This is a genomic window from Pseudorhizobium banfieldiae (assembly GCF_000967425.1).
Classification (GTDB): domain Bacteria; phylum Pseudomonadota; class Alphaproteobacteria; order Rhizobiales; family Rhizobiaceae; genus Neorhizobium; species Neorhizobium banfieldiae.
Genome location: NZ_FO082820.1, coordinates 2,521,350 through 2,541,109 on the forward strand (window position 1 = coordinate 2,521,350; position 19,760 = coordinate 2,541,109).

22 protein-coding genes are annotated in these 19,760 nt (G+C 61.9%); 6 read left to right on the top strand and 16 right to left on the bottom strand.

Features of this window, described 5'->3' with window-relative positions:
- Nucleotides 1–47 precede the first annotated feature (47 nt).
- The 6 genes from NT26_RS12420 to NT26_RS12445 all read right to left on the bottom strand — a co-directional run bounded on the left by NT26_RS12420 (nucleotide 48) and on the right by NT26_RS12445 (nucleotide 4,173).
- Complete coding sequence (locus NT26_RS12420) at nucleotides 48–905, bottom strand: SDR family oxidoreductase (RefSeq protein WP_052639117.1); 858 nt, start codon at nucleotides 903–905, stop codon at nucleotides 48–50.
- Between the two features lie 181 nt (nucleotides 906–1,086).
- Nucleotides 1,087–1,341, bottom strand: a complete 255-nt coding sequence (locus NT26_RS12425) for a hypothetical protein (RefSeq protein ID WP_152337885.1) — start codon at nucleotides 1,339–1,341, stop codon at nucleotides 1,087–1,089.
- 84 nt (nucleotides 1,342–1,425) lie between these two features.
- On the bottom strand, nucleotides 1,426–1,824 hold the full coding sequence (locus NT26_RS12430) for a DUF983 domain-containing protein (protein ID WP_052639119.1): 399 nt from the start codon (nucleotides 1,822–1,824) through the stop codon (nucleotides 1,426–1,428).
- 114 nt (nucleotides 1,825–1,938) lie between these two features.
- Entirely contained in the window at nucleotides 1,939–2,223 is a 285-nt protein-coding gene (locus tag NT26_RS12435) for a hypothetical protein (RefSeq protein WP_052639120.1), read from the bottom strand.
- Nucleotides 2,224–2,290: 67 nt separating this feature from the next.
- Nucleotides 2,291–3,241 (bottom strand): NAD(P)/FAD-dependent oxidoreductase, encoded by a 951-nt coding sequence (locus NT26_RS12440; RefSeq protein WP_244467608.1) that lies wholly within the window; start codon nucleotides 3,239–3,241, stop codon nucleotides 2,291–2,293.
- A gap of 101 nt (nucleotides 3,242–3,342) precedes the next feature.
- On the bottom strand, nucleotides 3,343–4,173 hold the full coding sequence (locus NT26_RS12445) for a universal stress protein (RefSeq protein WP_052639121.1): 831 nt from the start codon (nucleotides 4,171–4,173) through the stop codon (nucleotides 3,343–3,345).
- Between the two features lie 214 nt (nucleotides 4,174–4,387).
- Here NT26_RS12445 and NT26_RS12450 point away from each other — a divergent pair, with 214 nt between their 5' ends.
- From NT26_RS12450 to NT26_RS12470, 5 genes are all read left to right on the top strand, one after another.
- Nucleotides 4,388–7,000: a cation-translocating P-type ATPase gene (locus NT26_RS12450; protein ID WP_052642141.1), complete on the top strand. Its 2,613-nt coding sequence runs from the start codon at nucleotides 4,388–4,390 to the stop codon at nucleotides 6,998–7,000.
- 135 nt (nucleotides 7,001–7,135) lie between these two features.
- Nucleotides 7,136–8,314, top strand: a complete 1,179-nt coding sequence (locus NT26_RS12455) for an HPP family protein (protein ID WP_052639122.1) — start codon at nucleotides 7,136–7,138, stop codon at nucleotides 8,312–8,314.
- Between the two features lie 166 nt (nucleotides 8,315–8,480).
- On the top strand, nucleotides 8,481–8,669 hold the full coding sequence (locus tag NT26_RS12460) for a hypothetical protein (RefSeq protein WP_152338613.1): 189 nt from the start codon (nucleotides 8,481–8,483) through the stop codon (nucleotides 8,667–8,669).
- A gap of 144 nt (nucleotides 8,670–8,813) precedes the next feature.
- Nucleotides 8,814–9,299 (top strand): DUF421 domain-containing protein, encoded by a 486-nt coding sequence (locus NT26_RS12465; protein WP_082077693.1) that lies wholly within the window; start codon nucleotides 8,814–8,816, stop codon nucleotides 9,297–9,299.
- Between the two features lie 137 nt (nucleotides 9,300–9,436).
- A complete protein-coding gene (locus NT26_RS12470; RefSeq protein WP_052639125.1) occupies nucleotides 9,437–10,645 on the top strand; it encodes a DUF3422 domain-containing protein in 1,209 nt (402 codons plus the stop codon).
- Between the two features lie 70 nt (nucleotides 10,646–10,715).
- Here NT26_RS12470 and NT26_RS12475 read toward each other — a convergent pair whose 3' ends face one another.
- From NT26_RS12475 to NT26_RS12520, 10 genes are all read right to left on the bottom strand, one after another.
- On the bottom strand, nucleotides 10,716–11,156 hold the full coding sequence (locus tag NT26_RS12475) for a pseudoazurin (RefSeq protein ID WP_052639126.1): 441 nt from the start codon (nucleotides 11,154–11,156) through the stop codon (nucleotides 10,716–10,718).
- Between the two features lie 173 nt (nucleotides 11,157–11,329).
- Nucleotides 11,330–12,475, bottom strand: a complete 1,146-nt coding sequence (locus tag NT26_RS12480; protein WP_052639127.1) for a c-type cytochrome — start codon at nucleotides 12,473–12,475, stop codon at nucleotides 11,330–11,332.
- Complete coding sequence (soxC, locus tag NT26_RS12485) at nucleotides 12,459–13,721, bottom strand: sulfite dehydrogenase (RefSeq protein ID WP_052639128.1); 1,263 nt, start codon at nucleotides 13,719–13,721, stop codon at nucleotides 12,459–12,461. The genes NT26_RS12480 and soxC overlap by 17 nt, the downstream gene beginning before the upstream one ends.
- Nucleotides 13,722–13,807: 86 nt before the next feature.
- Nucleotides 13,808–15,508: a thiosulfohydrolase SoxB gene (gene soxB / locus NT26_RS12490; RefSeq protein WP_052639129.1), complete on the bottom strand. Its 1,701-nt coding sequence runs from the start codon at nucleotides 15,506–15,508 to the stop codon at nucleotides 13,808–13,810.
- Between the two features lie 71 nt (nucleotides 15,509–15,579).
- The gene (gene soxA, locus NT26_RS12495) at nucleotides 15,580–16,434 is read right to left on the bottom strand and encodes a sulfur oxidation c-type cytochrome SoxA (protein ID WP_052639130.1); all 855 of its coding nucleotides are present in this window, start codon (nucleotides 16,432–16,434) and stop codon (nucleotides 15,580–15,582) included.
- Nucleotides 16,435–16,510: 76 nt separating this feature from the next.
- A complete protein-coding gene (soxZ, locus tag NT26_RS12500) occupies nucleotides 16,511–16,840 on the bottom strand; it encodes a thiosulfate oxidation carrier complex protein SoxZ (RefSeq protein ID WP_052639131.1) in 330 nt (109 codons plus the stop codon).
- Between the two features lie 26 nt (nucleotides 16,841–16,866).
- Nucleotides 16,867–17,316, bottom strand: a complete 450-nt coding sequence (gene soxY / locus NT26_RS12505) for a thiosulfate oxidation carrier protein SoxY (RefSeq protein ID WP_052639132.1) — start codon at nucleotides 17,314–17,316, stop codon at nucleotides 16,867–16,869.
- A 25-nt stretch (nucleotides 17,317–17,341) separates the two neighbouring features.
- Complete coding sequence (soxX, locus tag NT26_RS12510) at nucleotides 17,342–17,806, bottom strand: sulfur oxidation c-type cytochrome SoxX (RefSeq protein WP_052639133.1); 465 nt, start codon at nucleotides 17,804–17,806, stop codon at nucleotides 17,342–17,344.
- A gap of 122 nt (nucleotides 17,807–17,928) precedes the next feature.
- Nucleotides 17,929–18,519: a SoxW family protein gene (locus NT26_RS12515; RefSeq protein WP_052639134.1), complete on the bottom strand. Its 591-nt coding sequence runs from the start codon at nucleotides 18,517–18,519 to the stop codon at nucleotides 17,929–17,931.
- An 11-nt stretch (nucleotides 18,520–18,530) separates the two neighbouring features.
- Nucleotides 18,531–19,265: a cytochrome c biogenesis CcdA family protein gene (locus NT26_RS12520; RefSeq protein ID WP_052639135.1), complete on the bottom strand. Its 735-nt coding sequence runs from the start codon at nucleotides 19,263–19,265 to the stop codon at nucleotides 18,531–18,533.
- Between the two features lie 67 nt (nucleotides 19,266–19,332).
- On the opposite strand from NT26_RS12520, the gene NT26_RS12525 reads away from it, so the two are divergent.
- Complete coding sequence (locus NT26_RS12525; RefSeq protein WP_052639136.1) at nucleotides 19,333–19,707, top strand: thioredoxin domain-containing protein; 375 nt, start codon at nucleotides 19,333–19,335, stop codon at nucleotides 19,705–19,707.
- The last annotated feature ends 53 nt before the right edge of the window (nucleotides 19,708–19,760 follow it).

Sequence of the window (19,760 nt, forward strand, 5' to 3'; positions counted from 1 at the left end):
CGGAATCGGTAGGACGGCACGGCGCCTGCCGACGCCGCGCCTTGGCGTCAGATGATGGGCTTGCCGCCGGTCACGGCGATGGTCGCACCCGAGACGTAGCTCGACAGCGGCTCCGCAAGCATCACATAGGCCGTGGCGAGTTCCGCCGGCTGGCCCGGGCGCTGCATCGGCACCTGCTTGCCGAAGTTCTTCACCTTGTCCCCCGTCATCGTAGATGGAATGAGTGGCGTCCAGATCGGACCGGGCGCCACGGCATTGGCGCGGATCTCCTTCTCCGCCAGCAACTGCGCGAGGCCGGCCGTGAAGTTCTGGATCGCGCCCTTGGTGGTCGCATAGGCGAGCAGGCTCGGATTGGGACTGTCGGAATTGATCGATGCAGTATTGATGATCGCGCTGCCGGGCTTCATGTGGGGCACCGCGGCTTTGGTGAGGTAGAACATGGCGTGGATGTTGACGCGGAAGGTAAGATCCCACTCCTCGTCGCTGATGTCGCCGATATCGGCGAAGGTTGCCTGGTGGGCAGCATTGTTGACGAGGATGTCGACGCCACCGAGTTCTTTGACCGCCGTGTCTATGATCTTCCGGCAGTGCTCGGCCGACTGGATGTCGCCCGGTACGAGAACGGCCTTGCGGCCCGCCTCCTCGACCCATTTCTTCGTTTCCTGCGCGTCCTGATCCTCGTCGAGGTAGGAAATCAGCACATCCGCGCCTTCTCGAGCATAGGCGATCGCCACAGCCCGGCCGATGCCGCTGTCGGCGCCGGTGATGATCGCCTTCTTGCCGGCAAGTCGGCCTGATCCCTTGTAGGACTGCTCGCCGTGGTCAGGGATCGGCTGCATCCTGCTCGTGTAACCCGGCATCGACTGCTGCTGGTCGGGAAAGGGCGGTTTAGGATAGTGGCTCATGATGTCCTCTTTGCTGGGAGTTCAACGTCCGAACGGCAACGCTGGAGCTAAGTTCCCGGCGGTTCAAGAAGCAGCCAGCCAAGGGGCGAAACGAAAAATGCCGCCGCATCCATGAGATGCGGCGGCATGAAATATCGCTGGAGGGTGTCCGGGGTAGCGGCCGCAGAGCCGCAGGCACTGGTCAAGCGCCAGGGGTCACCTGACCGTCGCCACCGCGCAGCCGCCGCAAGTGATCGATGATGCGGAGCGAACCGGAAGCACGTGCCGCCGAAAAGTCGGAACTCTTCGAGAGTATGCGCAACATGTCTTCGGCCTCGTCGGCCGAGATCGTGCCGCGTGCCGCCAGCCCATCGATCAGCATGAGCATCGCTCCTTCGACGGCGAGAGCGCGGCGGTGGGTTTCGTCATCGGTGTTGTTCTCGACATTCAACATCATCAGGCTCCGTCCATATCTGTACCTGACGAATTGTTTCAGGCGGGAAAGGTTCCTTGATCTTCGTGGAGCCCGCGCCCGCGCCCGTCAGACAGGATGTCGCCCATGCTCCCGGTCGATCCGTCCCTGCTCCGCCTTGTAGAAATACTGGCTCGCCACCAGCCACCCCTTCAGCGGCCTCAGTGGCGGAATGCATGTCAGCAGCATGAATGGCAGCGAGGTCAGCAGGTGCACCCAGAAAGGCGGCTGGAAGGCCACCTCGATCCAGACCGCGAGCGCGACGCTCGGCACGCAGGCGAAGCACATGACGAAGAAGGCAGGGCCATCCGCAGGATCCGCGAAGGAATAGTCGAGGCCGCACACCTCGCATTTCTGCCGGAGCGTCAGAAAGCCGTTGAACAGGTGGCCTTGGCCACAGCGCGGGCAGCGTCCCCGAACACCGGTACTATAGGGAGACAATGGGGGCCACTGGGCATCAGATGACATGCTATTTCCTTTCCCGAACCGGTCCCTTAAACGCCCAACCCCGGCAGGCGGCAAGGGTTTCGTGCGGTGCGCGTCAAAGTGACCCGATGCGGGGAGGTGTCGAACGCCGGCCAATCAAAGATCGTCGAAGGGCCAGCCCCGGTAGATGCGCCGCCAGACGAGCTTGAGGCTGCGATCGGGCTGGATCACGTAGCGCTCCTCGACCCGCTGGCCGAGATTGTTCGTGAACTGATGGTTGACCGAGCTGCCGACCGGCGCCTTCGTCAACCGTGTGCGCGGCTGGCCGCCGTAGGTGATGCTGCCGGGAATCGGCTCCAGACCTGGCGCATCGCTGAGCGAGCCGGATGTGCACCCGGAGACGGTCAGCGCCAAGGCTGCGATGATCAGGAAATGTCTCATAGCCCACTCTCCCTGGTCGGCGTGCTTCACCGGAAAACGATGAGCGGCCGCACCGGTTCCTCCGGCGTCAGACGCCCCGCAGCCGATTGTGGATGGCCACCGCAGCGATCTCGCCCTGCGCCATGGCCACCCCCAGCTGATTGAGCCCTGTCACTACGTCACCTACCGCAAAGCAGCCGTCAACCGCCGTCTCCTGATGGGCGCCGGTACCGATCCGCCCGTCTTCCTCGAGGACGATCCCGAGGCCCGCAGCAAGGCGCGAGCGCGGACGCACCCCGAGAGCGGAATAAAGAACCACCTCTTCGAGCCGCCTACCGTCAGAGAATGTCAGCGACGTCTCACTCTCGCCTGCCCGCTCCACCGATGAAAGGGAAGCCGTGATCACGTCGATCCGCACCTCCGAAAGGGACGCTTCGGTGTCCCCGTCCCACTCCGGCCTTTCGCCCAGCGTGGCGATGCAGACGGCATCGCTGAACGTCTGCAGAAAACGGGCTTCGGCCACTGCCCGCAGGCTATTGCCGATCACGCAGACCGGCCGGCCGGCGATCTCGAACCCGTCGCAGATCGGGCATATCCGCAGATAACCGCCGGCGATCATGTCTTCCGCGTCCGCAAACGGCGGGAGGTTGTCCTTCAGCCCGGTGGCCAGGATGATGCTCTGCGCCACAAGGCCGGAACCGTTATCTAGGCGCGCTCGGAAGAAACCGTCCCTTGTCTTTTCGAGGCCTGAAGCCGCGGCTTCGACCACCGAGACCCGCAGCAGCGCCAATTGCTCGCGCATTCGCGCCAGAAGAGCCTCGCCCCTGATACCGCCGGGAAAACCTGGATGGTTATAGGAGCGCGGAATCAGCGAGGCACGGCTTGCTCCGCCATCGACGACGAGCGTCTTCCGGTTCATTCGGGCGAGGTAGATTGCAGCCGTCATACCGCCGGGCCCACCGCCGACAACCACGCAGTCGAACGGCGTCCCCGACATATCCTGCCGCGCAGAACCTGCGCCTGTCGTACCGCTTTCCATACTGTTCTCGTTACCGGGTCTTCAGGCGGCGACAACTCATCCGGAAGACGAGGGTTCCCAGAGCGGTCAGACGGGGCCCTTTCGCGACGTGGGCCTGCCGGTCAGCGAACCAGAAGCGTGGGCAGTCTGACACCCTTCATCATTGAACTGGTTACGCCGCCGAAGATTCGCTGCCGCCAGCGGGCATGGCCATAGGCACCGAGAACCAGCATATCCGCCGATACTTCGAGAGCACGCTGGTTCAACACGTCTTCGACGGGCCGCCCGCCGCTTGGTATCTGGTCCACGGTCACATTCACCCCGTGCCGCGCCAGGAACGTCGCAAGTTCGGCGCCGGGCTCGCCGTCATGATCCGCATAGGGGCTCTCCGGATCGACGACGGCCACATAAACCGCCTCGGCGGCCATCAGCGTGTCCATCGATTCCCGAACCGCCCGTATGGCCTCGATCTTGTTATTCCAGCCCAACATGATCCGTTTCGGACGCAGGCTGGCCTGACTGCCTTCGGGCAGGAGCAGCACCGGCGACATGGCGTCGAACAGCCCACCGTTGACGGCGATGCCGACCAAGGAAGCATCTGCCATGACCCGTGGACCTACCGTTATGAGGTCGGCATAGAAGGCGCGCCGGGTCAGTTCCTCGGTCAGGAACACCGGCTCGTCGTAGAAGCTGGCGAAGTCATAGGAGATTCCGCTGGCGGCGCAGGCAGCGTCATGCGCCTCGGCAGCCGCCTTGAAATCGTGCTGGTGATGGTGCCGGCGATCCAGCCAATCCGTGTCAACGGGGTAGTCACTCAGCGTCGGTGACAGCGCGACCTGCAACGCCAGGACCGAAAGATGCGCCTCACTTGCGGCGCAAAGTGATATCGCCTGCTGAAGGTCGGCGGCAGTCTCCTTGCCGCCGACTACGGCCAGAACGGTCTTGAACGGCATTACGATCTCCTCTCGTATCAGTCTCGAAGCCGTTCACCGGCATCGGCAGTCTGCGGGGAGCTACCCCAAGCATGCTGATCCTTTCACAGGGAGCGGAACCCTTGTTGACATATATCAACCTGGGCTTGGTTATCTCGAATAGGCTGGCGGACAACCCGCACGTCTCTCTGACAATGACCGGAAAAGCCGAGTGAGCAACCCGACCTCTGCCAAGATGGGATTGACAGCGCTCGAAGCTGAGGAACGGCTGGCCCGATTCGGCGCCAACCTCCTGCCCGAGCCGAAGATCCCTTCATTCCTGACGACTTTCCTGCTGCAGTTCCGCAGCCCGCTCATCTACATCCTGCTTGTCGCAGCGGCCCTTTCGGCAGCCTTGGGAGACCTTGAGGACAGCTTCTTCATCGGGATCGTGCTCATGTTGAACGGCATCGTCGGCGGCTTGCAGGAGCACTCCGCCGGACGGGCCGCCGCGGCTCTGCGGAAGCTCGAGGAGGCGAGTGCCACGGTGCTGCGCGATCAGGCCGTGGTGACCATCCCCGCCCGGCTCGTCGTACCGGGTGATATCGTGCTGCTGGAGGCGGGTGCGCGGGTGCCTGCCGACGTCAGCGTGTTCCAGGCCAACGACCTTCAATGCGACGAGTCCCTGCTGACCGGAGAATCCGCTCCCGTCAAGAAGATCATCCCGCCCGGCCAGGACGATGCCGTTCCCGCCTTTGCCGGCACCCTCGTCACGAGGGGACGCGGGCGGGGCGTGGTTGTCGCGACGGGCATGTCGAGCGAGATCGGCAGGATCGCGGCGGAGCTTGGAAACGAGCCTTCTGCCAAGCCGCCGCTGATGATCCGACTCGCGAGGTTCTCCAACCTCATTGCCTGGCTCGTCGGCTTTGCCATGCTCTTCCTGATCCTGGTGGGCCTGATCCGGGGGCTCGCTTGGGGGGACCTCTTCCTCATGGCGGTCGGCCTCGCCGTCAGCGCGATACCGGAAGGATTGCCGGTGGCCATTTCCGTCGCCCTGGCAATCAGCATGCGTCGCATGGCGAGACAGAACGTGATCGTGCGCCGCATGCCCGCCGTCGAAGCGCTCGGCTCCTGCACGATGATCGCCACCGACAAGACCGGCACACTCACCCTGAATGAACTCACGGTGACGGATATCGTGCTTCCGGGCGGCAGCCGTTTCGAGTGCGAGACGGGAAGCGAGATCGATGCCTGCCGAATCCTCGGCGTTGCAGGACACGACGTCTCGGCAAACGAACGTGTCTCCCGTCTGTTCAAGGCAGCATCAATGCCCAACGAGGGCGCGTTGATCCGGGATGAGAATGGCTGGGCGGGTGTCGGTGACACCGTCGACGTCGCCCTGCTGGCCGCCGCACGCAAGGCAGGCCTCGAGCATCAGGCACTGGCGGAGCACTATCCGCTTCTCACTCGCATCCCTTACGAGCCCGACCTGAAATACGCCGCCTCCTTCCACCAGCGCGGCGATGTCGTGCGCGTCTTCGCCAAAGGTTCCCCGGAGACGCTGATCGGCATGGCAGACCGGATGGACATGGGTACGGAATTTGTGCCGATCGACCGGAAAGCCCTTCTGCGACAGAAGGAGGAGATGGCGGCACGAGGTCTTCGCGTGCTGGCATTCGCCGACGGCGAGATTTCCTCGGGAGAGAGCAGCGACCTTGGGGCACACCATCTGGTCGATCTCGTCTTTCTCGGGATGGTCGGCATGCAGGATCCCGTTCGTCCCGAAGTGCCCCAGGCGGTTGCCGATTGCCGTTCGGCGGGCGTCGAGATTGCCATGGTTACGGGCGATGACCCGCAGACGGCCGCCACCATTGCACGGCACGCAGGACTCTCCTTCAAAGAGGACCAGGTGGTTACTGGCCACGACGTCGAACTGGCCGAGGAGACTGGAGAAGCAGGCCTCGATTCACTGACCGCGCACGCCCGCATCTATGCTCGCGTCGCGCCGGCACAGAAGCTTGCCATCGTTCGGTCGCTTGCCCGCAACGGGCACTTCGTCGCCGTCACGGGGGACGGCATCAATGATGCACCGGCGCTGAAGCATGCGCATGTCGGCGTAGCCATGGGCCGGAAGGGGACGGACGTCGCGAAGGAGAGCGCGGATATCGTCATCACCGACGACAATTTCTCCTCCATCGTCAGCGGCATCCGCGAGGGGCGTGTCGCCTACAGCAACATCCGCAAGGTCATCCTGATGCTGGTGACGACCGGGATCGCCGAGGTCCTGCTGTTCCTGCTGGCGATTCCGCTCGGGCTGCCGATGCCGCTCCTGCCCGTCCAGTTGCTCTGGCTGAACCTCGTAACCAACGGTATCCAGGATGTGGCCCTGGCCGGCGAGAAGCGGGAAGGAGACGAACTTCAGCGCCCTCCGCGACGCCCCCGGGAGCCGATCTTCGACGCCATCATGATCCGCCGCATTCTTGTCACCGTCGCAGTAATGGGCTTCGGTGGCTTTGGCCTGTTCTACTGGCTGCTCGCGCAAGGATACGAAGTTTCCCAGGCACGCAACCTGCTTCTCCTCCTCTTCGTGATGTTTGAGAACGTCCAGACATTCACCAGCCGGTCCGAGCGCCGTTCGGTCTTTTCGATCCCGTTTTTCGGCAACCCCCTCCTCTTGGGGACCGTCATCACCGCCCAAGGGCTCCATATCGCCGCAATGTACATACCCTGGCTGCGCGACACCCTCGACCTCGCCCCGATCAGCCTGGCGGAATGGGCCCTGATGCTGCTAGGTGCTGCATCGGTCATTGTGGTGACGGAACTGGACAAGTGGCGCCTGCGTCGCACCGAGGCACGGCAGGTCACGTGACATCGTGGAGCCGGTTGCCGAACGCTGACCGCCACGGATTTTCTAGCAGAGAGGCCAAGTTTGGTGGAATTTGCCTCCTGCATCATCGCTCGGTCTGCTAGTCGTCTGCTCCCGCAGTCGAGTACCCCCGCCCCCATGTCTCTCCTCCGACGCCTCAACCCTTCGATCGTGCCCGTCAGTTCGGCAGAACGCATGCGAGCGTCCGTCGGTGCGCTGGTCGGCATCATGCTGACGGGTCTCCTGTCGCGGATGGCGCTTGGCAATAGCGACGCGCTCCCCCTGCTCATCGCGCCGATGGGCGCCTCTGCCGTACTGCTGTTCGCGGCACCAAGCAGCCCGCTTGCCCAGCCATGGTCGATCCTTGGCGGCAATCTCGTCTCGGCCGTCATCGGCGTTACCTGCGCACTCGCCATTGCGGATCCGGTGATCGCCGCCGGAAGTGCGATCGCGCTCTCGATCGCGCTCATGCTGCTCCTCAACTGCCTGCACCCACCGAGCGGCGCCGTCGCGCTCACCGCCGTCGTCGGCGGCGCCTCGATCCATGAGTTGGGCTACTGGTTCGTCCTCTTGCCGGTCGGTTTGAACACGATCCTGCTGCTGGTCAGCGCCTTTGCCTTCAACAATGCGACCGGGCGACGCTATCCACATGTCGCGCCCCCAGCCGCGCAGAATTCCCATGAAACAGTTGATGCCACCCCCTCCCACCGCATCGGCGTCCTTCCCGACGATCTCCGCGCTGTGCTGGAGCAGTATGACGAGGTCGTCAACATCAGCCTCGAGGATCTGGACGCTCTCCTCCACCAGGCGCAGATCCGCGCCTACGAGCGTCGCTCCGGCGAGATCACCTGCGCCGAAATCATGTCCCGCGACGTCCTGACCGTCTCACCGGAAACCAGCCTGAAAGCCGCTTGGGAGGTGCTGGTCCGTGCAAGGATCAAGGCGCTACCCGTGGTCGCGCCGGACCGCCAGCTTGTGGGCATCGTGACACAGACGGATTTCATGCGCATGTCCGTGCTCAACCAGAAAGGCGGGCTGAAGCTCGCGACGCGCGCCGGGGGGCTTGTCCGCCGTCCAGGTATTCCGCGGACGGTCTCCGACATCATGACGCGGCGCGTCCAGTCTGCCCTCCCCGAAACCATGATCGCCAAGCTTGTGCCCCCGATGGCGGACATGGGCCTGCACCACATGCCGGTTGTCGACCACGACAATCATGTCGTCGGCATCATCACCCAGTCCGATCTCATCGCCGCACTCTTCCAGAATGGTCGAGCAGGAATGGCGACGTTTGCGTCCGGCTACGCTGAAGCCGGGTGACTGAGCGTAGTATTTTCGAACCTCTGAATTTAACCAAGGTACGAAAATACTTCTGGGGCGGCTTGAATGCAGCGCAACGTGAGTAGAGGATGCAATACGCACATAAACAACTACGTTGAATGCGTATCCATCCAGTGGGAGCGTCATGCAGGACCCAATAGCAGTGATGGCAAGAAGACTGGCAGGCGACGATACTGTGTGCAGTAAGGAGATCGCTGAGGCGCTCGACTATGTGGAGGAGCAGATTCGCTCTGCCCGGGATGGTCAGGGGCCACTGCCGATGGCTGCCTTCCGGACAAGATCGCTCCTTTCCGCCGCGCTGAGGCTGCGGCAGGAAGCCGGACACTCACTCTAGAGAAATGCGGTAGCGAGCGAGTTGGCCTTCCGGACGTCTAGCCGCGCCGCGTTTCAATGCACCCCGACATGTTCAAGTGTCCTGCGCGGCCCATGGAACCAAGCCCGCGCCAACCGGTTCAAGCCTCTTTAGAAGGAGGACGTTTTGAACTGGAGCGACATGTTCTTCCAGGAATGGGAGAATATATTCAGGACCATCGTGGTGGGGCTGTTGGCTTACGTCTCGGTCATCCTGTTCATACGGATCTCCGGCAAGCGGACGCTTGCCAAGCTCAATGCCTTCGACCTGGTCGTGACGGTTGCGCTCGGATCGACCTTGTCATCTGTCCTCCTGCAGAAGTCGATATCCCTGGCCCAGGGTGTCACCGCACTTGGGTTGCTCATCGCCCTTCAGTATCTGGTGACGTTCCTCTCCGTGCGCTCCACTCGGTTTGCCAAGCTGGTCAGGTCCCAGCCGAGCCTCCTCGCCCGCCACGGGACCTTCTATGGCGATGCGATGGTGAGGCAACGGCTGACCGAGGACGAGGTCTTGTCGGCCGTGCGTGCGCAGGGCCTGCAAGGGCTGGAGCACGTGGAAGCAGTGATCCTGGAAAGCGACGGCTCGCTCAGCATCATCCCGCGGCAGGACTGAGCAACCACGGTCTTAGCTTTAAGGGTCGCACATCTGCCGGACGCACCAGCGACTTGCTGTCGCAGACGATGCTGCGATCTGAGAGGGCGTGAAAATAGCTGCTAGAACAGTCGGATTGCGAAGCGAGGACCGGTTCTATGGCCAACGACTTCAATGCCGAACTGCATGCGCGTCCCTCCATCAAGTTTCTTGGGCCCGCGATTGTCGAGCACGTTGCACTCATGCCGGCCAAGTTCGTTGGGCAGCATAGTACGCAGGCGGTCGTCGGTGCGTCTGTTGCTGGTGACAGGCATGTTAGCAGCCAGATCGAATATCATACGGAATTCATAACCATCACGGTCGTGACGCAACTGGACACGCAGCCGGCGGAATGGCCTGAAAGCCAGCTTTCGGTCGCAGATTTCCAAAAACTGGCGGCGACACCCGATGCAGAGCTCATCTGCCGGACGTCCATCCTGGTCGCCGGTACGGCCCCGCGCGAGATCGCACCGGTCCTCTCGAAGCTTGGTTTCGGCGACACCGCCGTCTCCTCGGTCGGCCAAGGTTCTGCCCATGTCTGCTCCGACTTCCGTCTCCACGGCGACGGGTCGACCCGCGTCGTTCTCTTCAATCAGGACCTGAACGCCTCCCGTTTGGGGCGGATGGTGAGGAGGATCTACGAGATCGAGACCTACCGTGCCATGGCACTACTGGGCCTGCCTGAGGCGCGACGCCTCGCTCCGCTTCTGGGAGATTATGATGCGAAGCTGGTTGAACTGAGCAATCGCAATCTGGCGACGCCGAGGTCCGAGCACAAGAGATTGCTGGACGACATTACCGCGCTTTCAGCCGAGGTGATCTCGGCGACGGCAGAGACACGCAACCGGTTCGGCGCAACGGCCGCCTATGCGGCAATCGTCGATGAACGGATCGCGGAGCTTCGCGAAGAACGCGTCGAAGGCTTCCAGCGCTTCGGCGTCTTTGTTGACCGGCGGTTCAAGCCTGCCGTGCGAACCTGCGCCGCAACAGCCGTGCGCCTCGATCAGTTGTCACGCGCGACGATGCATCTCATCGACCTGCTGCAGACTCGCATACAGGTCGAGATCGAATACCAGAACTCTCTGCAGATAAAGGCGATGGCGGAGAGGACCGCCACCCAGATCAGGATTCAACGGGCTGTCGAGGGCTTCTCGATCATCGCCATCAGCTACTACCTCCTGAGCCTCATGAAGGTGGTGATCGAGAGCATGAAATATGCCGGCTACAGCGTAAGCCCACTCGTCATGCTGATATCCATACCTGTCGTCGTCGGCGCCGTGGCACTGACGATCCTGCGGGTAAGGCATGCGCTCACGTCCGGAAAATGACGCAGGGCGGAACGATCCTAATCAATGGAGGGCTCTGCGATTGCCTCGCAGAGCCCTCCTCGGTAACCGATCAGTTGCCAGCCTCGATCTCGGAAAAGATCTCTTCGGCAACCTTCTTCGCCTTCCCCGGATACTTCACCGCTTTGGCGGATTCCAGATTGGAAGGTTCACCCGCGACGATGGCACCGATCATACCCATGCCGACATGCGGCGTGCACTGGTACATGTAGACGCCCGGCGTTTCGATGGTAACGGTGATCTCCTCGTTGACCTTGCCCTTCCAGGGGGAGGCACCATCAGGTACGCCATTCTTCATGCTGGCGGAGTTGTGGCCTTTGTCGGTTGCGATGAACGTCACGGTATCACCAACCTCGACCCTCACAAGGCGCGGCTCGAAGACCATCGCCGACCCGTTGGAGCCCTTGTTCTTCATCTCCACCCTGTAGTCAGCGGCAAGCGCGGATCCAGCAAGCATGGATGAAACGAACGCTGCAAGAATCAGTGTCTTCACGAATACTCTCCTGTTTTCGGCAACATCATCTGCACAATGCGGAACCCGAGCCCGCAACGCGTGCCTTCTGCGTCGCCGTCCTTGTGAACTGAAGAAGATGCGACCCCGCCAAGGACTTGGCCCGTGCGTAAGCAACAGGCCATTGCCTTGGCGGCGAGTTACGCTTTAGCCGCTCAGTCGATACCGCCACCGGCTGGCTGGTCGTCTTCGCCGGCGTCCTCCGGAGTGACGTCGAGAATGGCAGCGTGCATGCTGATTTCTGCCTTGCCGGGACGGCAATTCTCCATGCACGGCTCTTTCTTCTCCGCATAGAATGGCTCTTCCCGGCGATCGTCGTCGATGAAATTGGGTTCATTAGGCAACTGGATCTCGGTGAAGTTCTCCTTGGACAGCTCGAATTCCTCGTCCGTCACGACATCGTTGAGGTAGAGCAGATAGGCGGTGAGCGCGTAGACGTCGTCGTCGGAAAGGGAGCGCGCATTGCCGAATGGCATGGCCCGACGCACATAGTCATAGACTGTGGACAGATAGGGCCAATAGGAGCCGATCGTCTTTTCCGGACGTTCCGCCTGAAGCGTTCCCTGGCCACCGGCGAGAACCGGCCACCGTCCGACCGCCTCGCCGAAATCGCCATGGCAGGAGGCACAGTTCTCATCATAGATTTCCATGCCATGGGCCACGGTTCCGCGACCCTCGGGCAGACCGAGGCCGTCCGGGCGCACGTCGATATCCCATGCAGCGATCTCCTCGGGCGTTGCCGCGCGGCCGAGCTTGAGGTGCTTCCCTGCACCGGGCTCTGCGCCCGCGGGCGCCTCCGCTTTGGCGGGAGCATCCTGCGGGGCCGTGGGGGGCGTCGCTTCCGCTACATCCTCTGCGGCTTTCGTCTCCGGCTCCGTTACCTTTTCTGTGGTCGGGGCGGTCGAAGCCTGCTTTTCCGAGAACGTCTCAAGATACGCAATGACATTGCTCAGATCATCTTCGGACTTGAGGCCGGCAAAGGCCATCTTCGTCCCCTTCACGACACCGCGCGGATTGGCGAGAAAGGCCGTCAGATTGTCCTCATCCCAGGCAAGCCCCCCTGCACCGGCTTCGGTCATCGCCTTCGAGTACTTGTAGTCTTCAAGCGCCCCGGCCTTGCGACCGACCACGCCATTGAGATGCGGGCCAACCCTGTTCTTTGCCCCCTCTCCCACCGCATGACAGGCGGCGCACTTGGCGAAGACCTTCTTGCCGGCTTCCGGATCGTCCGCCAATGCACTGGTCGCGCCTGCGAATGCGGCGAGGCCCAGAGCCGCGATCGTCTTAAGAGATCTCGACATTTTCGATGCCTCCGTCCTTGTTGACGTACCACGTCTGGATGCCGTTGTTGTGGTAGATGGAATTCGTTCCGCGCACCGATCGCAGCTCGTCCTTCGTCGGCTGAACAAATCCATCCTCGTCGATGGCACGCGACTGCAGAAACAGTTCAGAACCATCCCACTCGAATTCGTAGTAGAAGCGGTGAAGCGCCTTCGGCAGGCTAGGCCCGTCAATACGGGCGGTATGCCAGTTCCGGCCACCATCCGTCGTCACGTCGACACGCTTGATGCGGCCATTGCCGGACCAGGCGAGCCCGCTGATCACCAGTGGTCCCTTGCCGTGCGTGATGGGCGCCTGGGGGCTGGGGTTGGTGATGACGGACTTCACATCCATCACATAGGTGAAGCGGCGAGCCTTCCCGTTGGGGAGAAGGTCCGTGTACTTTGACGTCTCCTCACGCTGATGCCAAGGCTCGTCTCCGATCTCCAGTCGACGCAGCCACTTGACCCACATATTGCCTTCCCAGCCGGGAACGACTAGGCGGATCGGGTAGCCCTGCTCGGGACGCAAAGCCTCTCCGTTCATGCCGAAGGCGACCATGCAGTCGTCCATCGCCTTCTCCAGCGGGATGGAGCGCGTCATCGCGGAGGCGTCCGCACCCTCGGCGAGCAGCCACTTGCCCTCCGGCTTGACCCCGGCTTCCTCCAGGATGGTCCGCAGCGGCACGCCGCTATACATCACGCAATGGATCATGCCATGGGTGTACTGGCAGCCATTGAGCTGTGCGCCCCGCCATTCCATGCCGGAATTGGCGGCGCATTCGAGGAAATAGAGCTTGTTCTCGCGCGGAAAACGCTTGAGGTCCGCCATCGTGAAGACCAGCGGCTTCTCGACCATGCCATTGATCATGAGGCGGTGCTGGGCCGGATCGATCTCTGCAATCCCGCCATGGTGTCGCTCGAAGCAGAGCCCGCTCGGCGTGACAATGCCGTCCAGTTCATGCAGCGGCGTGAAGTTGATGGAGGAAACCGCGTCCGACGTCAGCCAGGGGACGTTCTTGCGAACGACATGCGCCTCGAACTGCGATGGCGAACCATAGGGACGGGCATCCACTCCCTCACCGAGGTAACGGTTCCAGTCCTGGATCTCGGTGATCAGTGGATCGCCGGCTGCGAAGGCGCCGCCTGCGCCCCCCGCGATCGCAGCGCCGCCTGCAAGCCCTGCTCGCAGGAAGGATCGGCGGGTGGGATTGGTGTCAGATTTCATCAGTTCCTCCCGAACAGATGACACAGATAAACATTCAATTTTTCCTATATATCAGGGCGCGCTACTCCTGCCAATGCGGCATGAGCCTAGATTTTGCGGCTTTCCACTTTGACCGATCGATTTTCCTCGACCGTCACGACCGGATTGCGGGCAAGAAACTCCTCGACCACGTCCCAGATTGCTGGCCCTTCAGTTGCCTCGTTGATGGACGCCCAGCCGGCCACGGTATATTCCTTCGACGCCTCGATCGGCTCGCCGGTCTTGAGCAGCGTCATTCCCGAAATGCGCGAACCCATCTCGCCTTCCGGATTGATCGCATAGCCCATGCCGCCGACACGGACCATGTCGCCACCCTGCTGATAGTAGGGATCCTTGTTGAACAGGTTGTCGGCCACGTCCTCCAGCACATCCTTCAGCGTCTGGCCGGTCATCGTGTTGCGGTAGGCGCTGGGATACGTCATCGAACATGCGTTGTGCACATCCTCCACCGTGATCTTCTGGCCGGGCAGCACGGACGTGCCCCACCGGAAGCCCGGCGAAAGCGAAATGTCCGCCTCCCGGACATCGAGCAGGGCCTGGCAGATGAGATCGTCAAAGGTGCCGTTGAAATTGCCGCGGCGGTAAAGCAGGCTCTCCGTGGTGGCCAGCTCGCGCGACAGCTCGGCCTCATACGGCGCCCGAATGTCAGCAATGAGCTTCGCCATATCGGCGTCCGGCTTGATGACGTCGGAGAAGACCGGGATCAGCTTGTGACGATATCCCTTGAGAGCACCATCCTGCACGTCGAGGTCCAGGCGCGTCACGAACTTGCCGTGCGATCCGGACGCGATCAGCAGCGTCTTGCCGACGATGACAGGCTCAGGGATTGCGTCATGGGTATGGCCCGTGAGGATGACATCGATCCCTTCGACACGCGCGGCAAGCGCGCGATCCACGTCGAAGCCGTTGTGGGAGAGCAGCACGACGATGTCGGCTCCCTCCTCGCGGGCCGCAGCCACGTTCTTCGCAACCTCTTCCTCGCGGATGCCGAACGACCAGTTGGGGAACATCCAGCGCGGGTTTGCGATCGGCGTATAGGGAAAGGCCTGACCGATGACGGCGATCTTGGCGCCGCCCTTCTCGAACATCTTGTAGGCGTCGAAGGCGGGCTCGTCCCATTCGGCATCGAAGATGTTGCTGCCGAGGAAGGGGAACGGCAAGCCGTCGATGATTTCCTGGACTCGCTCCGTGCCGTAGGTGAATTCCCAGTGCCCGGTCATGGCGTCCGGCGAAAGGCTGTTCATGGCATCGACCATGTCCTGCCCCTTGGTCTGGAGCGACGTGTAGCTGCCCTGCCAGGTGTCTCCGCCATCGAGGAGGAGCACGTCCTCGCCACGCTCGGCGCGCACCTGCTTCACGATGGTGGCGATCCGATCAAGACCACCCATCTTGCCGTAGCTTCTCGCGAGTGACACGAAGTCTTCCGACGTGAAGGCATAGGCTTCCGGGGTGCCCGGCTCGATGCCGTAGAGCTTCAGGAAGTCCGCTCCCGAAACATGCGGCGGCAAGCCGGCGACGCTACCGACGCCGAGATTGACCGAAGGCTCCCGGAAGTAGACCGGCATGAGCTGGGCGTGAATGTCCGTGAGGTGCAGGATGGTGACATTACCGAGGGGCTCAAAGGCCAGCAGGTCCTGCTCGGACAGGGACTGTTGCGCCGCGACGCGCGACCACCGGCCGGCGAGGCCGGACCCGAGGATCGCCGACAGGGCGGCTGCGCCCATGAGCATCTCTCGACGTGAAAACATTCATGCACTCCTTGGCGGGTGCAGCCCATGCTGCACCCTGACAAAATCATCTGCGTTTGTATCGCCGCCGACTACTGGCGAACGGCCGGCGTCTCGACGGAGAGGCCCGTCCCACGCCAGGTCACGTAGACCTCGAGCGCCATCAACTCATCGGAGAATGCCGCAGGCATCTCGGCACGAGTGTCGCGAATGCAGCCGCGGAAGCGGTTGTGGATCGAGACCATGCCGCCGGTATTGAAGCGATAGGTCGGGAAGCCGTTGTTCTGCCCCTGACTGAGATGGTCCGCCCGTATGTACTTGCCCATGCTCTGTTCGTGGCAGGAGGCACAGGAGAAGTCGAGCTGGCCGGTGCGCGTGTAGTAGAGCTCCTTGCCCTTGTCCCACCAGGATTGCATCTCCCCTTCCTTGAGGTCGATCGAGACTGGTGTGCCGAGAGACTGGTGCTTGATATAGGTGGTCAGCGCCACCTGCCCCTCGGCATCGAACTTGTAGGGCTCCGCACCCATCTGTTCGGTGCGACAGTGGTTTATCTGGAGCTCGAGGTTCTTCGGCTTGTTTGCGGCGGCGTCCCATTTGGGGAAATGCGCGCCAACATCCTTCATCGTTTCCGACGCGTCGTTGTGGCAAGAGGCGCAGGATTTCCCTGCGGTGCCCTCCACGGTATTCCAGATTTCCTCGCCCCGCTCGACCGACAACATGCCTGGATTGGCGAAGGAATCGGCTTCCGTCGCCCGCGTCTCAGCTTCCCGGAAAAGCCAGCCCGACAGCACTTCGTCGAAGGGATGCCCCTCGGGTGCCTTGGCCCGTGTGATGATCGGCGCGCCGTCGATCTCCAGGCTGTCGTCGACCGGGTCTGCATAAGCGACCATGGCCAAGCTCGAAATCGATGACATTCCGGCCAGCACCAGGACAGAAATTTTCCTCATCGTTACCCCTCCCAAGATAACACCGCCCTCAGGCGAACCGGATTGCGAAGCCCGCCGGATTCCGGCGGGCAATTTCTCAGTTGACGGTGATCTCGTGCTCATCCGTGTAGACAGAGCCGTCGTCATCGGTCCAGGTGAACTTGAACGTGCCGCTTTCGCTCACCTTGGCGGTGAACTCGAAATAGGGGTTCGCCGAAATTGCCGGGTCAATGTCACACGAGAAGACCGGTGCGCCGTTGAACTCGCAGGCGAACTTGTTGATGATCTTCCGCGGGATCACCTTGCCTTCCTTGTCCTTCCGCTGACCGGATTCCATTTCGTGGCTGATCAGGGTCTTCAGCGAGATCACCTCGCCTGCCTTGGCTTCCTTCGGCACCTTGATCCGCGGCTTTGGTTTTGCTGCCATCTCAAATTACTCCCTTGTCGATCCCGTCAGCCGCCGCAGCCGCCGATGGTGACCTTGACTTCCTTCTTGTCCATGAAGACCGAGCCGTCTGCCATCTTGGCGACGGCGATCACGTTCTGCGTCTTCGCGAGGCGCATGCGAGTGGTGGCTGCCGCAGTTCCGCTCATCGCGGTAAAATGGAACGTCGCGACGTCTGGGTTGGGGTTGCCGTCTGCAACGAGCAGGACCGACTCCACCAGATCACCGTCGATCATCGCGCTTTCCACCTCGACCGACACCGGTACCGTATTGCCGTTCTCCGCAATCTCCGGGGCGGTAAGGGTGATCTTGCCGGTCTCCGGCTTCTTGCCGCCGGTAAACTCCATGATGAACTTGTCCGTAGCCTCGACATCGGCGAGGGCAATGCGCGTGCCCGCCACCGACATCAGCGCGAATCCGGCTGAAACGCCGAGCATCTGACGCCTGGTGATACTCATAATTCTTCTCCTCTTTCCGGAAATCTCACTCGGGTTCCTTCAGCGTACCGAGATACGCGACCACGTCTTCCACCTGCTGCGCCGTCAGTATGGTCTTGCCCTCCAGATCCTTGCGGGGGTTGATCCCGTAGTCGAGGCTGTAGAAGGCCGGCATGACGGTTTGCTCTGTGAAGATGTGCTTGGCATTCACCACGATCGCCCGCAGTTCCTCGGCCGACCATCGATCAGCCACACCATCGAGGGATGGCCCCACGTTGCCGTGAAATTGCTCGTTCTCGAGCGGCGTCACCGCATGACAGGCAAGACAGTTGCCGAGGCCTCGATTGGCGAGCACCTTGGCGCCTTCCTCCGGGTTGCCCGGCACGCCCGTCAGCGACTGACCGATGCTCATGTCCTCAAACTTCACATCAGTGGGCGCGATGTCGGACGCTATTGCGACCTGCGAGCCGAGAACACCGGCCATGACGGCACAGACGAAGAAGCGATGCATGTGTCGAGTCCTCCCAAACTCGTCGAACCTGAACGGCGGCTCGAGTCTTGACCGAGACGATAGCTTCATGCCCTGCAGCTATCAATAGATAAATATGAATTCTTGAATGTTTCTGTCGGCAGCTATTCCTCCGCACCCAGCCTGCCCGCTGCCCGCAATTCTTGGATGATGCGCGCGTGATAGGTCTGGAAGTGCTCGTCCCCCTCGTAGCCCTTCTCGCGTACCCACCGGAACATGTTGAGGAACGTCCATTTCCCGAAGGCACCCGGCATGGTCGCAACGGCGGCCTCGCTGACGGGAACATCGCCGGTCACCTCCTCGGGGAAAAAGACGATGGTCGGCGTGAAGACATAGCCCCACTTCCGGGCAGCACTTTTCTCGGTCAGCGTCTCTCCGTCGAGATCCGTCACCTCCTCGTCGCCGAACATGTTGTACTGGACCACCATGAAGTTCGCCTTGATGTAGTCGCGAACCTCCGGGTCGGAGAGGATCTTCTCGTGCATCTCCCGACAGTAGATGCAGCCGCGCTGTTCGAAGACGATTGCAAGCCGTTTTCCCGCGGCCTTCGCGTCCGCGACATCTTCCTTGATGTCGCGGAACGTCATTGAGAACCAGTCTTCCTTGTGAAGACCATCTTCGCCCACAGTCACCGCACGGGCAGGCAGGCTCGCCACCACGACCGCGAGCAGGGTCAGGCCCAGAAACTTCAACATCTTCTCTCCTCCTATCCGATGGACTGGAAGACCGGGAAGGTCTCCAGCAGCCAGAATGCTATCGCCGACATCTGGCCTGTGACGAACAGGATGCCGGTCATGATCAGGAACAGGCCGAGCGCAATCTCCACCTTGCGCATGTGCCTCCGGAACCGTGCCGCCCAGTCCAGAAAGCGGCTGGCGAAGACGGCCGATGCAATGAAGGGAAGGCCGATCCCCAGCGAGTAGGCCGCGAGTAGCAGGCTGCCCTTTGCCGCCGTCCCCTCCCCGCCTGCGACGAAGAGAATGGCGGCAAGAACCGGGCCGACACAAGGGGTCCAGCCGAAGGCGAAGGCCAGACCCATGACGAAGGCACCGGCGAACCCGGCAGGCTTCGACGCCACCTGGACGCGCGCTTCCCTGTAGAGCAGGCCGATCTGGAAGACTTTCAGGAAGTGCAGACCCATCAGGATGATCAGAACGCCCGCGACGACGGACAGCACATCGAAATACTGCGCGATCGTCTTGCCGATGACGCTGGCGGTCGCGCCAAGCGCAACGAAGACCGTTGAAAAGCCAAGGACGAAGAACACCGCCGACAGCACGATCTGGCGACGTTCGGCTGCACCCGGATTGCTGTCCTTGAGTCGATCGAAGCTCACGCCGGCAAGCCATGCGAGGTAGGGCGGCACGATGGGCAGGACGCAAGGCGACACAAAGGAGAGAAGCCCCGCCAGGAACGCCCCCCACAGACTGACGTCAAGCATGCAATTCCTCCCGAACACGCCGCACTATTGACTGTCCTATGTATTCAGAAATTGCTATGTATTGCAAATGACGCTTTCGATCCTTCACCGCACAATTCTCCTGCTGGGACTTCTTTCGGCTCTTGCACTGCCGGTGCGAGCGGATGCCCAGACGCAGCTCATCATGCTGGAGCAGCCGGGCTGCCCCTGGTGCGCAAAGTTCAACGCCGAGATCGCGCCAGCCTGGCCGCGCACTGCAGAAGGCGCGCGCGCACCGCTTCGCCGGGTCGACATCACGCAGCCGTGGCCGGAGGATCTTCCGAAACTTGAACCGGAGCGGTTCACGCCAACCTTCATCCTCATCGATGACGGCAAGGAACTGGGGCGCTTGCGGGGATATCCCGGCGACGAGTTCTTCTGGTTTCAGATCGGTGAACTCATTGACAGGCTTCCCAAAGACTAGCTATCCACGGAAGCAAGCCGCGGCACCGGAGACGTGACACCAGGAGCATTCGC